Annotated in this window: 13 protein-coding genes; 10 read left to right on the top strand and 3 right to left on the bottom strand. The window is 70.5% G+C overall.

Features of this window, described 5'->3' with window-relative positions; all coding sequences use genetic code 11:
- Positions 1 to 9: 9 nt before the first annotated feature.
- The 5 genes from ACFWN2_RS37660 to ACFWN2_RS37640 all read left to right on the top strand — a co-directional run bounded on the left by ACFWN2_RS37660 (position 10) and on the right by ACFWN2_RS37640 (position 2,663).
- Positions 10 to 387 (top strand): helix-turn-helix domain-containing protein, encoded by a 378-nt coding sequence (locus ACFWN2_RS37660; protein WP_382435342.1) that lies wholly within the window; start codon positions 10 to 12, stop codon positions 385 to 387.
- 5 nt (positions 388 to 392) lie between these two features.
- Positions 393 to 1,052: a hypothetical protein gene (locus ACFWN2_RS37655; protein ID WP_382435341.1), complete on the top strand. Its 660-nt coding sequence runs from the start codon at positions 393 to 395 to the stop codon at positions 1,050 to 1,052.
- A gap of 103 nt (positions 1,053 to 1,155) precedes the next feature.
- Positions 1,156 to 1,449 (top strand): DUF2516 family protein, encoded by a 294-nt coding sequence (locus ACFWN2_RS37650; protein WP_382435417.1) that lies wholly within the window; start codon positions 1,156 to 1,158, stop codon positions 1,447 to 1,449.
- Positions 1,446 to 2,102 carry an alpha/beta fold hydrolase gene (locus ACFWN2_RS37645; RefSeq protein ID WP_382435416.1) on the top strand — a complete coding sequence of 219 codons (657 nt, stop codon included), beginning with the start codon at positions 1,446 to 1,448 and terminating at the stop codon, positions 2,100 to 2,102. Before ACFWN2_RS37650 ends, ACFWN2_RS37645 begins: the two co-directional genes overlap by 4 nt.
- A 9-nt stretch (positions 2,103 to 2,111) precedes the next feature.
- On the top strand, positions 2,112 to 2,663 hold the full coding sequence (locus ACFWN2_RS37640; protein ID WP_382435340.1) for a type 1 glutamine amidotransferase domain-containing protein: 552 nt from the start codon (positions 2,112 to 2,114) through the stop codon (positions 2,661 to 2,663).
- A gap of 28 nt (positions 2,664 to 2,691) precedes the next feature.
- On the opposite strand, the gene ACFWN2_RS37635 is transcribed toward ACFWN2_RS37640, so the two are convergent.
- Complete coding sequence (locus ACFWN2_RS37635) at positions 2,692 to 3,450, bottom strand: MerR family transcriptional regulator (protein ID WP_382435339.1); 759 nt, start codon at positions 3,448 to 3,450, stop codon at positions 2,692 to 2,694.
- Between the two features lie 75 nt (positions 3,451 to 3,525).
- On the opposite strand from ACFWN2_RS37635, the gene ACFWN2_RS37630 reads away from it, so the two are divergent.
- On the top strand, positions 3,526 to 4,074 hold the full coding sequence (locus tag ACFWN2_RS37630; RefSeq protein WP_382435338.1) for a YbaK/EbsC family protein: 549 nt from the start codon (positions 3,526 to 3,528) through the stop codon (positions 4,072 to 4,074).
- Here ACFWN2_RS37630 and ACFWN2_RS37625 read toward each other — a convergent pair.
- Positions 4,054 to 7,467, bottom strand: a complete 3,414-nt coding sequence (locus ACFWN2_RS37625) for a hypothetical protein (protein ID WP_382435337.1) — start codon at positions 7,465 to 7,467, stop codon at positions 4,054 to 4,056. The two genes, ACFWN2_RS37630 and ACFWN2_RS37625, sit on opposite strands and share 21 nt — an antisense overlap.
- 111 nt (positions 7,468 to 7,578) lie before the next feature.
- Between ACFWN2_RS37625 and ACFWN2_RS37620 the strand changes: the two genes are divergently transcribed.
- From ACFWN2_RS37620 to ACFWN2_RS37610, 3 genes are all read left to right on the top strand, one after another.
- Complete coding sequence (locus ACFWN2_RS37620) at positions 7,579 to 8,850, top strand: hypothetical protein (RefSeq protein WP_382435336.1); 1,272 nt, start codon at positions 7,579 to 7,581, stop codon at positions 8,848 to 8,850.
- A gap of 62 nt (positions 8,851 to 8,912) precedes the next feature.
- Entirely contained in the window at positions 8,913 to 9,377 is a 465-nt protein-coding gene (locus tag ACFWN2_RS37615; RefSeq protein WP_382435335.1) for a hypothetical protein, read from the top strand.
- Entirely contained in the window at positions 9,374 to 9,799 is a 426-nt protein-coding gene (locus ACFWN2_RS37610) for a hypothetical protein (protein ID WP_382435334.1), read from the top strand. Before ACFWN2_RS37615 ends, ACFWN2_RS37610 begins: the two co-directional genes overlap by 4 nt.
- Here the strand turns inward: ACFWN2_RS37610 and ACFWN2_RS37605 are convergent, their stop codons facing one another.
- Positions 9,800 to 10,867: an LOG family protein gene (locus ACFWN2_RS37605; RefSeq protein ID WP_382435333.1), complete on the bottom strand. Its 1,068-nt coding sequence runs from the start codon at positions 10,865 to 10,867 to the stop codon at positions 9,800 to 9,802.
- A 129-nt stretch (positions 10,868 to 10,996) separates the two neighbouring features.
- Here ACFWN2_RS37605 and ACFWN2_RS37600 point away from each other — a divergent pair, with 129 nt between their 5' ends.
- Positions 10,997 to 11,971, top strand: coding sequence for an aminotransferase class III-fold pyridoxal phosphate-dependent enzyme (locus tag ACFWN2_RS37600; RefSeq protein ID WP_382435332.1), 975 nt, complete (start codon positions 10,997 to 10,999; stop codon positions 11,969 to 11,971).
- Positions 11,972 to 12,098 lie beyond the last annotated feature (127 nt).

Raw genomic sequence — 12,098 nt, 5'->3', positions numbered from 1 at the left:
GCGGGAACAGTGGACAAGTCCATCGACAAAGCAGTCGCGGACCTCGGCCGCAACATCGGTGAGTACATCCGCGAGCAGCGCAACACCGCCAAGATCTCCTTGCGGGAGTTGGCGAAGCAGGCGGGTGTCTCCAATCCATACCTCAGCCAGATCGAGCGAGGACTGCGCAAGCCCAGTGCGGAGATCCTTCAGCAGATCGCCAAGGGGCTGCGCATCTCGGCCGAGGTGCTCTACGTCGAGGCCGGGATCCTCCAGCAGCGCGAAGGCGGTGCGTTGGCGGACGCCATCGTCGCCGCGACCGATCTGACCGAGCGGCAGAAGCAGGTGCTGCTCGACGTATACGAATCTTTCAGGCGGGAGAACGCCGCCAAACAACAGGAGGACTGATCTCCATGCCGAAGCTCACCCAGGACGACGTTCGCAAGGCCGCCGAGCAGGGCGCCCACGCCGCACGCCAGGCGCTGCTCGCCGCTCTCGGCGCCGGTGACCTCGCCGCCAAGGCCGTGGTCGAGGCCCTGAACAAGGCCAAGGAGCGCGCCGACGAGGCCCGCACCCAGGCCGTCGACATCCCGAACGAGCTCAAGGACCTGCGCGAGAAGCTGCAGCCGGCCGAGCTCAAGAAGCTCGTCGACGCCTACACCGCCTCCGCGGTGAACCTGTACACCTACCTCGCCGACCAGGGCGAGCAGACGCTGGAGCAGATCAAGGCCCAGCCGCAGGTCAAGCAGGCCGTGGAGCAGGTCGAGCAGGCCGTCGAGGCCGCGCAGAAGCGCGCCGAGTCCGCCGCCGCCGACGCCAAGGTCCTCGCGGACGACGTGCTCGGCAAGGTGACCCGCCGCACCCGTTCGGTCGGCGAGAAGGTCGCCCACCAGGTCGAGGACGGCGCCGAGAAGCTGGCCGAGGAGATCGTCGAGGTCGGCGGCGAGGCCGCGCACGAGGTGCGCAGCACGACCCGCAAGGCCGCGAACCGCACCGCGCCGCGCAAGCCGGCGACCACGACCCGCAGCACCACCACCGCTGCGAAGAAGACCACGCCGAACACCACCAAGTGAGTCGCTGAGGTCGAAATCGAGGGGAGTGGCCCGACCAGGGCCGCTCCCCTCTTCGCGTACCGGCACGTAGGCTGGCCCTGTGTTCTACCTGCCGGTCCTCAGCATCTGGAACCTCGACGGCCTCGTGTACTTCCTCGCCGACGTGGGGTTCAGCATCTTCGGCCTGTTCGCGTTCTTCCACGTCCTGAGCCAGCGGGTCGACGCGTTCACCGCCATCGAGCGCATGACCAAGCCCGCCTGGCTGGGCATCACCGGTGGTGGCGCCGCGGCGCTGCTGCTGTTCAGGCCCGGTGACGTCGGCGCGATCTTCTGGCTGGCCGGCCTCGTCGCGGTGCTGGTCTACATGGTGGACGTGCGCCCCAAGCTGATCGAGGTCCAGCGCGGCCCCCGTTGGTGATCACGCACTCGTACGGCTCCGGCTCACCGGTGACGCTCGTCGCCCACGGCCTCGGAGCCACCCCCGGCGAGGCGCGGATCCCCGCCTCCGGGCTGCCCGGCACCCGCGTCGTGGTGACGCTGCCGTCGCACGGCGACGCCCCGGACGCGCCCGCCGGGTACTGGGACTACGGGCGGATCGCGGCCGACCTGGGCACCGTCGAGGCCGACCACGCCGTCGGTGTGTCGCTGGGCGCCGGTGCGTTGGTCCGCCTGCTCTCGCTCGAACCCGGCCGCTTCCGGCGCGTCGTGCTGTTGCTGCCCGCGGTGCTCGACCAGCCCCGGCCGCCGTTCACGTTGCAGCAGCTCTCCGACCTGACCACCGGGCCGCCGATCTACGTGGCCGAACGGCGTGCCGCGCTGAAGCGCCTGGAGGCCGCCGCCGACCAGCTGCCGGGTCAGGTGGCCGTCCCCGACGCCTCCGTGCTGGCGGCCGTGTCGGCTCCGGTGCTGGTCATCGGGGCTGTCGGCGACCCGCTGCACCCCGAGGACGTGGCGAAGGAGACGGCGGCCGCGTTTCCGAACGGTGAGCTGTGGCTGATCGACTCACCGTCTCCGATGATCACCCATCGGAGCGAGGTCCGGCACAGGTTGGTCTCCTTCTTCGCCGGGTAGCCGAAGTGCATGGCTGAACAGAAGAAGATCGCGTTCCTGGTGGCGGAAGAGGGCATCGAGCAGGTCGAGCTCACCGACCCGTGGGCCCACGTCGAGAAGGCCGGCGGGGTGCCGCGCCTGCTCGCGCCGAAGCTCGGACAGGTGCGCGGCTTCAACCACCTCACGCCCGCCGACGAGTTCCCCGTCGACACGGCGTTCGCCGACGCCAGCGCCGACGACTACGACGGCGCGGTCATCCCCGGCGGCGTCGCGAACAGCGACTTCCTGCGCATGGACGCCGACGCGGTCGAACTGGTGAAGGCGCTGGTGGCCGCGGGCAAGCCGATCGCCTCGATCTGCCACGGACCGTGGCTGCTCGTCGAGTCGGGCGTGGTGCGCGGCAAGATGCTGACCTCGTTCCCGAGTCTGCAGACCGACATCCGCAACGCGGGTGGTGACTGGGCGGACCAGGAGGTCAGGGTCTGCGACATGAACGGGTGGACGCTCGTGACGTCCCGCAACCCCGACGACCTGCCGGCGTTCAACCGGGAGGCGCTCAAGGCGTTCGGGCTGTCCGAATAGCCGGGATCTGCAGCTCCCGGCCACTCACTTACAGGCGCGTCCCGGCGTAGTGCGCCATGGCGTCACGAGTCCACTCGGCCATGTTGCCGCCGCCGTCGACCTCGAAGTTGACCCGGAACTCGTCCGAGTCGACGTAGAGGTCGCCGAGGCCCTTGTAGGACTCCCTGTTGGGCGTCCAGCTCAGGCAGATCCAGCGGTAGTGGCGGTCGATCTGCTCCTGCGTCTCAGGAGCGTCGATCGCCGTGCCCGCCGTGTACAGCGCGCCGAGCTTCGCGGCGATGTCCCGCCACTCGGCCATGAACTGGTCCGCGTCGGCACGCGTCCAGCCCTTCATCTTCTTCCTGCTCGACTCGATGTGCTCCCTGGCACCCTCGCCGTAGCGCTCGACGAGCTCCGCTTCGTGACGCTCCTGCGTCTTCGCGTCGAAGCCGTCGAACAGCTCTTCCATCTTCATCTCGTCCCCTCCTTCCAGTTCTGCGATCGTCCGCGCGACGGTGTTGGCCAGCCGGTCCAGCCGCTCCCTCTCGTCCCGCAGCCACCGGTGGTGGTCGCGCAGGACGGTCAGCTGGTCCGTGCCGTTCAACATCTCCGCCACCACGTCGAGGCCCAGGCCCAGGTCGCGCAGCAGCAGGATCTGCTGCAGGCGGTGGACCTGTTCCTTCTCGTAGTAGCGGTAACCGTTGTCGCCGATCCAGGCCGGCGGCAGCAGCCCGATCGAGTCGTAGTGCCGCAGCGTCCTGGACGTCACCTTGGACATCCGGGCCACCTGGGCGATCGACCAGGCCATTCCGGTTCCCCCTTCGCGCTCTGAAAATGACGGTAGAGGTTGACGCAGCGTCAAAGTCAAACAGCGTTTGGCAGGATGAGCAGCGTGTGGACTATCGCTGGTTCGTTGGAACCCGTCCCCGTGCTGTCTCGCCTCGACCTGGTGTCCGAACCGGTCGCAGCCGCGTTGAAGACGCTGGACGGTGCCGATCGTGTCGCGGTGGCGGAGATCGATCCGACCCTCGCCGACACCGCCGAGTTCTGCGCGCACTACGGCTCCCCGCTCGAAGCCTCGGCCAACTGCGTGGTCGTCGCCGGCAAGCGCGGTGACGTGGTCCGTTACGCGGCCTGCATGGTGCTGGCGACCATGCGCGCGGACGTGAACGGCGTCATCCGCAAGCGGCTCGACGCGCGCAAGGCGTCGTTCGCGCCGATGGACGAGGCCGTGGCGTTGACGGGCATGGAGTACGGCGGCATCACGCCCGTCGGTGTGCCCGCGGACTGGCCGATCCTCGTCTCGCCCGAGGTGGCCGCCGCCCCCGAACTGATCGTGGGCAGCGGCATCCGCGGCAGCAAGATCCTGATTCCCGGTGACGTGCTGATGAAGCTCACCGGGGCCGAGGTCCTACCGGACCTGGCGCGCTGACAGCCGGCCGATCACCTGGTCGGGGTCGAGGTCCCACCTGATCACCCGCGGGTCCGGACCCGACGACGTGAGGTCGCCGCCCGCGTCGAACAGCACGGCGTTGACCGGGCCCGTGTGCCCGGTCAGCGTCGCGACCTGGGTGCCGTCGGAGACCCGCCACAACGTGATCAGGCTGTCGTTCGCGGCGGCCGCCACGGTCGTGCCGTCCCGGCTGGCCGCGACCGCACCGACGGCGCCCCGGCCCGTCACGAGCGTGCGCGTTCCGCCGTCGGCGCCCCACAGGGCTACCTCGCCACCCGCGTCGCCCACCGCCAGCAGGCCCGAACCCGGTACGGCGGCGATCGACTTCACCGCAGGGCCGGTCTCCCGCAGCACCTCGGGCCGATCGCCCGCCCACCTCAGCACGCGTCCGTCGGCTCCACCGGAGACCACGACGTCGCCGAGCAGCGCCACGGTGTTCACCGGACCCGCGTGGCCCGCCGGCAGCGGGCGGCCTGGCTCCGCGGAGTTCAGGTCCTGCACCACGACCGCGGAGTCCGCCCCGCCGGTCACCGCGCGGTCTCCCGCCACGACCAGGCCCTTGATCGCGCCGCGATGCTCCTGCCACGTGTGCAGGAGCAGGCCGTCGGTCCGCCACGACGACAGCACGCCGCGCACGTCGGCGACCACGATCTCCCCGGTGTTGCGGAACGCCAGCGCCGTCACGTGCGCCGGGACGTCGATGCGTCCGACCTGCCTGCCCTCGTGGTTCCACAGCAGCACCATCCGGTCGCGCCCGCCGGTGGCGAGCGTCGCGCCGTCCGGGGAGAGCGCGATGCCGTCCGGAGGGCTGGTGTGGCCGGTCAGGGGTGGCAGCGGCAGGTTCCAGAGGCTCACGCTCTCGTCGCCGCCCGCCGCGAACCACGAGCCGTCCGGGCTGAGCGCCGCCACGTAGAACGGGTGCGTGCGGGTGATCAGGCCGGTCAGCCAGCCGCCGTCGGGCACCGTCCACCAGCGGATGCTGCCGTCGTCGCTGGTCGACACGAGCTTGGTGCCGCTCGCGTCGAACTGCACCGAGTGCACGGCGCCGACGTGCCTGCGCAGCCCGGACGTCTTGCCGGTGGCCAGAACGCGCAGCACCACCTGGTAGTCGTCTCCGCCGGAAGCGAGCACAAGGCCGTCAGGGCTCAACGTGACCGTGCGAACGGCTGAGACGTGGTCGGTGAACGTGCGCGCGACGCCGTTCTCCACCACCAACGTGCCCTTCTGCCCGCCGGCGGCGAGCACGGAGCCGTTCAACGACAACGAGTGGACCTCACCCAGTTCGTGCACGACGGTGTCCGTTCGCGTCCAGTCGTCCGTGCGCCACAACGAGATCAGGCCGTCAGCCGTCGCCACCGCGGCGGTCGATCCGTCCGCGGAGAGCACGAGCACGCGGATCCCGGCGTCGAGAGAGATGGTCCGCAACGGCAGATGCGTTCTGGTGTCCCACAAGATGATTCGCTTGTCGTCACCCGCGGACACCAGCACCGAACCGCCGGGCATGAACGCGAGCGCGCGCACGGTGCCGTTGTGCTGCAACAGAGTCACGGGAGCCGCAGCAGAAGTGGGCGAGCGCAGCAGCACCGAGTGGTCCTCGCCCGCGGTGGCGAACAACGCGCTGTCAGCACTGAACGCGACCGCGCGAACCGGTCCGCGATGATCTTTCAGCACAGTGCGGGCGGGCTTGTAGGCCGCGGTGCTGAGCAACGCCCCGCGTGCCTCGGCTGTGGCCGAGGTGCGGTAGGCGTCCACGGCGAGTTGCGCGGCGGCGTCCGGCCAGGACGCGCTGAGCTCCTGTGCCTGCACGGCGATCTGGCGCGACTCGGCGACCCGTTGCTCCCGCAGGGCGGCGTTGCCCTGCACGACGGCGACCGACATGACCACCAGGCACGCCACGGTCAGCACGGCCAGCGACTTCACCAGCGTCCGCAACCGGCGGGACTGCCGGTCCGCCGCCTGCCGTGACGCGTTCTCCTCGTCCACCGCCGCCTGCAGGAACTCGCGTTCCAGCTCGTTGGACGACACCGGCCACTCGATGCGGCCAGCCAGGTCGCGCATCGCGGAGAGCCGGGCGCCCCGGTAGAGCTCGCCGGGGTCGCGGCCGGCCAACTGCCACGCGGCCGCGGCGGTGGTGAAGTCGCGGTGCAGCCGCAACGACCCCCTGTCGTCGTCGATCCACTGGCGTAATCGAGGCCACGCGCGCACGAGCGCTTCGTGCGCGAGTTCCACCACGCCGTCCGCGACGACGATCAGCCGTGCGTTCGCGAGGACGTTCACGACGTGTGCGGTGTCGGACGGCCTGCCTGCGGCCATCACCTCGTCGAGCGGGGCCCGGCGGCGCAGGTCGTTCACGTCGTCGTGGGTCTGCACGAGTCGTAGCAGCACGGCGCGCGCGACGGCCTGTGCACGGACGGACAGCTCGCCGTAGGTGCTCTCGGCCGTGGCGGCGACGGCGCCCGTGACACCGCCGCTGGCCCGGTAGCCGTCGAGCGTCAGCCGGCCGCGTTCGCGTCGTCGCCACGTCTCCAGCAGCGCGTGCGACAGCAACGGCAGCGCGCCCGACTGCCCGCGCACGTCGGCCAGCACGGCCGCGAGCACGTCCGGCTGCACCTTCAGCCCCGCCTGCGCGGCCGGCATCTCGACGGCGGCGCGCAGTTCTTCGTCGGTCATCGGCCCGACCAGCACCTGGGCGTCGCGCAACGCCTCGACCAGCGAGGGCATCGCGGCGCAGTGGCCGAGGAAGTCCGCCCGCACCGCCAGCAGCACCCGTTGATCGCCGTCGAGCAGCGACGCGACGAACGCCTCCCGGTCGGCCGCGCTGCCGAAGTGGGTGAACAGCTCCTCGAACTGGTCGACCACCACGAGATCGGCCTGGCCGCCGCGCCAGGTCGTCGGCGTCGCGGTGAGCACCGTCCAGTCCGTCAGCGCGGGCAGCACCCCGGCGTGGACCAACGAGGACTTGCCGGACCCGGACGGCCCGAACACGCCGACGACGCGCTGCCGCCGGACGCGGTCGACGAGGTCTGCGGCTAGGCCGTCCCGTCCGAAGAACCGGTCGGCGTCACCGATCCCGAACGCCGTCAGCCCGAGGTACGGCGTCGAGTCCGTCTCGCCCTTCGCGGCCTGACGCCAGCGCTGCTCCCATTGGGTCACATCGCCTTCGCACGCCTGGACGTACGCGAGTGCGACCGCCAGCGACGGGAGCTGTTCTCCCGCGGCCGCCTGCGACAGCGCGGTGGCCGAGTAGTGCGCGCGTTGGGCGAGCGTCCGGTAGTTCGGCGAGCCCGCCTTCTCCCTCAGTTGCCGCAGCTCCCACGCGAACCGCTGGACAGGGCCTTCCTCGGGGTCGATCGGCCGCTCTCGTCTACCCACTCGGACTCCAGTTGATCTGAGTTGATTGAAAAGGGCCCGCGCCACTGCCTGATCAACTCAACCCGCTCTAAACCTGGTGCCGCAACGACATCGGGCTGAGCAGGAGTGACGATGACCGGACGCTGGCGCACAGCACTTCTACTGGCGTGGACGGGTGTGTTGACCGCTGCGTTGCCCGTGCAGGCGCAGGAAGTGGCGGACGACCTGATCCACAGCCGCCCGACGGCGGCGTTCGCCCTGACACCGGACTGGGGCCTGGAGTCCTCCGCGGCGCAGCTGCAGAGCGCGGTCGGCACCACGACGTCGGTCGCGGCCCTGCTGCGTGACGCGAACCGGGACATCGCGTCGTGCAACAGCGCGCAGCAGCAGGCGCTCCCGGAGAACTACGACCGAACGGACTACCCGCTGACGTCCGGGCAGATCCTGCACAGCAGTGAGAAGTTCTGCTGGGACCCCGGCGACAGCAAGGTCGACTACTGGATCCCGCAGGGCGTCACCGGCTCGTCCGACGCGGACGACGACGGCCTGTGGGGCGAGAACCGCATCCTGCTCGTCAGCTGGCACTACGACGAGTCCGGGCCGGACAAGGGCGTGCGCGTGTCGTTCGTCGACATGAAGAACCGCAAGTACCGGCACGTGCTGCTGGTCGAGCCGACGGCGAACGCGAACTACAAGGCCGTGCCGATCCACGCGGGCGGGCTCGCCTGGCTCGGGCACTACCTCTACGTGGCCGACACCGACGGCGGCCTGCGGGTGTTCGACGTCGAACGCCTGCTGGAGGTGTCCGACGCGCAGGACAGCATCGGCAAGAGCGGCAGCAGTTACTACGCCTACAACTACAAGTACGTGCTGCCGCAGGTCGGCTGGTACCGGCAGTCCGTGCGGACGGACTGCGTGCCCAGCGCCTCCCAGCTGTGCTTCTCGTCGTTGTCGCTGGACCGCAGCACCACGCCGGACACGCTCGTCGTCGGCGAGTACCGCAACGGGCGCAGCACCGACACCGCCGTCGACGGCGGCCGGGTGGTCCGCTACCAGGTGGACGCCTCGTCCCGGCAACTCGTGCTGAGCGGCGGGAAAGCCGTGCCGCAGGACGTGGTGACCGTGCCGCGCAGCAACCTCCAGGGCGTCCAGACCTGGGAGGACCGCTACCTCCTCGGCCGCAGCTCGAACCGCAACCACAGCTGGATGCACTCCGGCCGGCTCGGCGGTGCGACGGGGACCAACAGCTGGGCCGTCGGCGGTGAGGACCTCTACCACGAGCACGGTCCGGGGATCACCGCCGGAAAGCTCTGGACCGTCACGGAACACGCCTGGTCCGAGGACGGCGGCACGTTCATCGACCGGCGAGCGATCTTCGCCGTTCCGCTCAGCGAGATCGGCTGAGCCCACTCGACCTCCGCCTTCTCCGAAGGCGGGAACCCTTGCGAAATCTGGAGGAGAACCCCATGCGCAAGCTCGTGCTTGCTCTCTCGATGGCCTTCCTGGCCGTCATGGGCTCGATGATGCCCGCCTCCGCGGCACCGGAGGTCGTCTCGGTGCAGGCGGTGCCCGAGGTCGGTGTGATGGCCGACGGCGTGAACTTCGCGGTCGCCGGCACGCTGCCGTCCCGCTCGCAGCTCGTGTGCCACTCCTACACGGACGTCGAGATCTGCTACGAGAAGGGCGGTGACCACTGGTGGGTGCAGGACCAGGACTCCGACGGTGAGTCCGCCGGTGTGTACTGGCAGAACTACCGCGACGGCGCGCTCTACCGCGACGGCTGGTGCATGACCAGCCTCGGCACCGGCAACTGGGGTCAGTGCAACAAGGACTACTACGAGGACAGCACGCTGTACGGCTTCCCGTGCACCTGGAACCGCAGCAGCAGCAACGTGATCGAGTGCTCGGACACGGGATACCGCTACCAGTGACGAGGAAGCGGCTGGTCGCTCTCGCGGCGGTGGCGGCGTTCGTCGGCGTCTTGACGCCGGGCACGGCTTCGGCCGCGCCCGGCTGGGAGATCGACTACGGGGTCAAGGGCACCCCGCCGGCGGACGTCGTGTGCGCGAACCAGATGGACAAGGCCTGGGTCTGCTACGAGCGCTACGGCGACCGCTGGTGGGTGCGGGACAACGCGCAGGACGGCATGTCCGCCCTCGTGGAGTGGTTCAACTACCGCGACGGCTCGCTCTACCGCCGCGGCCGCTGCATCAACAGCCACGAGGCCGGCACCTGGGCCTCGTGCAACAAGAACTACTACGAGGGCAGCAAGCTGACCGGGTTCCAGGGCGCCTGGGACCGCAGCGAGGGCTCGGTTCCCGTGTACTACGAGACCGAGTGGCAGTTCCAGTAGCTACGACTGGTACTTGAGCAGCAGTGCGACCGCCTCGTCGATGTCGTCCGTGACGAGGATCCACTGCTCGGCCTCCCGGCCCGCCGCGAGCTTCTGCACCAGCGGCGCGGCCGGGACCTCGTCGGTCCAGAAGTCCGTGCCCAGGAAGATCATGGGCGCGGCCGGGCCGACGCTGCCGTAGTAGTTCTGCGTGAAGTCCTGGAAGACCTCCTGGACCGTGCCCGCCTTGCCCGGCGTGTAGACGATGCCGCCGCTCGCGACCGTGAGCAGGCCCTCCTCGCGCACCGAGTTCGCGAAGTACTTCGCGTGCAGTTCACACGCCGGGTTGGGCGGCTCGTGGCCGTAGAACCAGGTCGGGATGCCGATCGTGCGCGGGGTGTCGAAGCTGCGGATCTCCGGGAACGCGGCGAGCCAGCGGCCGATCGACTCGTCGTCGTGGCCGAACGAAGGGGCCTGCGCGATGGCGGCGAGGACGGCGTCGTCGACCTCGCCGAGCCGGACGCCCAGCGGCACGGCCTCCATCGCGCCAGGACCACCGCCCGTCAGCACGGTGAGGCCCGCGTTGCCCAGCGCGGCGCCCAGCGCGACGGCGTTGCGGTAGCCCTCCGACCCGCGGGCGAGCGCGTGACCGCCCATGACCGCGACCGGTGAGCCCGTCAGCGTGTCGTCGAGGGCCTCGGTGATCGAGTGGTCGTGCAGGCGTTCGGCCAGCGCGTGCAACGGGTCGGGGTGGTGGCCCTGCTGCCTGCTGTGCCGGTAGATCTCGGCGTCCGGGGTCTCGGCGTACGACTTCGGGTTCGCCGGGTCGAAGCCCGCGAACAGCTCCGCCGGTGTGTAGAGCTTCGAGCGGTAGACGTCGTAGGGCAGGTCCGGGATGACCGGGAAGACCAGCGCCCCCGCGGCCTCCGCGCGGCGCTGCATGGTCTCGCTGAGGGTGCAGCCGAGCAGCAGCGCGCCGTCGAACGGGACCCGCACGTCCTCGCGAGTGAGGTCCAGCCCGATGATGACGGCTTTGCGCAGGTCAGGAGCTGCCCGCAGCTGGTCGAGGTCGGTGATTTCGATCCGCACGGGAAAAAGCCTATGCCCAGGGCGAACCAACGGGTCGCGCAATCCGAATGAGTGTGTGGGAACTGAGGTCCGCTCGCCGTCCCCCGACGAGCGGCCGCGGGCCGCGCTGCCCAGGAAAGGTTCCCCGCCATGGCCACCGAACTGCTGACAGGATGCGCCGCCCGCGGCGCCCGAGTGGTAGATCCCCACCGCGTCGAGTACCTCGACTGCGGCGGGTACGGAGTCCCTCTTCTCGGCCACGCCCACCCGGACGTGGTGCAGGCCGTGGTCGGCCAGGTGCGCCGGCCGTCCCTGCTCGACCGCCTGATGCTCGACCTGGTCACGCCCAACGGCCTCGACCACGTCCACACCTTCTCCTCGGCCTCCGAGGCCGCCCAGTTCGCCGTGGCCCTCGCACAGGCGAACGGCCGTCCACGTGTGCTGACCACCGGCGACGTCCGGTACGGCGGCATCGACGCGTTGCGTTCGGTGCTGGCCTCCGGACCGCCCGCGTGCGTGCTCGTGGAACCCGTCCGCGGCGCCACGCCTCCGCCCACCGGCTACCTGAGCGCCGTCGCCGAGGTGTGCCGCGAGGCCGGCGCCCTGCTGGTGGTCGACGAGACGCGCTCCGGCCTGGGGCGCCTCGGCCTGTGGTGGGGTGCCGACCTCGACGGCGTGACACCGGACATCATGCTGGTCGGCGAGGGCCTGTCCGGCGGCGTGCTCCCGATCGCCGCCGTCGTCGCCTCGGCCGCCGTGCACGTCCCGTTGTGGCGCGGCCCCGACGCCGTGTCGCCACTGGCGTCCGCCGCCGTGAACGCCTGCCTGCGCGTCACCGCCTCCGAGGGGCTGGTCGAACGGGCCAAGCTGCTGGGCGACGAGCTGCTGTTCGGGCTGCGGGCCGTGGTCGCGGGCAAGGCGCACGCGACCGGGCGCGGGTTGCTGCTCGGCGTGGAGCTGCCGGATCAGCGCGCGGCCGACGTGTTCACCGGGGAGCTGCTGCGGCGCCGAGTGCTCGCCGACTTCCGGGGGCGGACGGTCAGCTTCACCCCGCCCGCCGTTCTGTCGGCGGAGGACGCCGGCTGGATGATCGAGGCGGTGGGGATGGCGGCGAACAAGATCTGACGCGCGGGCGCGGGGCTAGTGGTGTGGGGGGCCACGTTTGCCCCCAAACGACCCCCCCCCCCACAAAAAAAACCCAAGGGTTGCCCGCACCCCCCCCCCGCGCCACCCCAACCCCCCCCACCCCCCC

This window comes from Lentzea sp. NPDC058436, from assembly GCF_042721515.1.
Classification (GTDB): Bacteria; Actinomycetota; Actinomycetes; order Mycobacteriales; family Pseudonocardiaceae; genus Lentzea.
The sequence above is the reverse complement of the archived record's forward strand: the minus strand, read 5'-3'. Positions and strand labels throughout refer to the sequence as shown.

Bases quoted from the DNA above. Each gene is read 5' to 3' on its own strand.
- ACFWN2_RS37655 (WP_382435341.1), top strand. From the start codon at position 393: ATGCCGAAGCTCACCCAGGACGACGTTCGCAAGGCCGCCGAGCAGGGC.
- ACFWN2_RS37640 (WP_382435340.1), top strand. From the start codon at position 2,112: ATGGCTGAACAGAAGAAGATCGCGTTCCTGGTGGCGGAAGAGGGCATC.
- ACFWN2_RS37635 (WP_382435339.1), bottom strand. From the start codon at position 3,450: ATGGCCTGGTCGATCGCCCAGGTGGCCCGGATGTCCAAGGTGACGTCC.
- ACFWN2_RS37630 (WP_382435338.1), top strand. From the start codon at position 3,526: ATGAGCAGCGTGTGGACTATCGCTGGTTCGTTGGAACCCGTCCCCGTG.
- ACFWN2_RS37620 (WP_382435336.1), top strand. From the start codon at position 7,579: ATGACCGGACGCTGGCGCACAGCACTTCTACTGGCGTGGACGGGTGTG.
- ACFWN2_RS37615 (WP_382435335.1), top strand. From the start codon at position 8,913: ATGCGCAAGCTCGTGCTTGCTCTCTCGATGGCCTTCCTGGCCGTCATG.
- ACFWN2_RS37600 (WP_382435332.1), top strand. From the start codon at position 10,997: ATGGCCACCGAACTGCTGACAGGATGCGCCGCCCGCGGCGCCCGAGTG.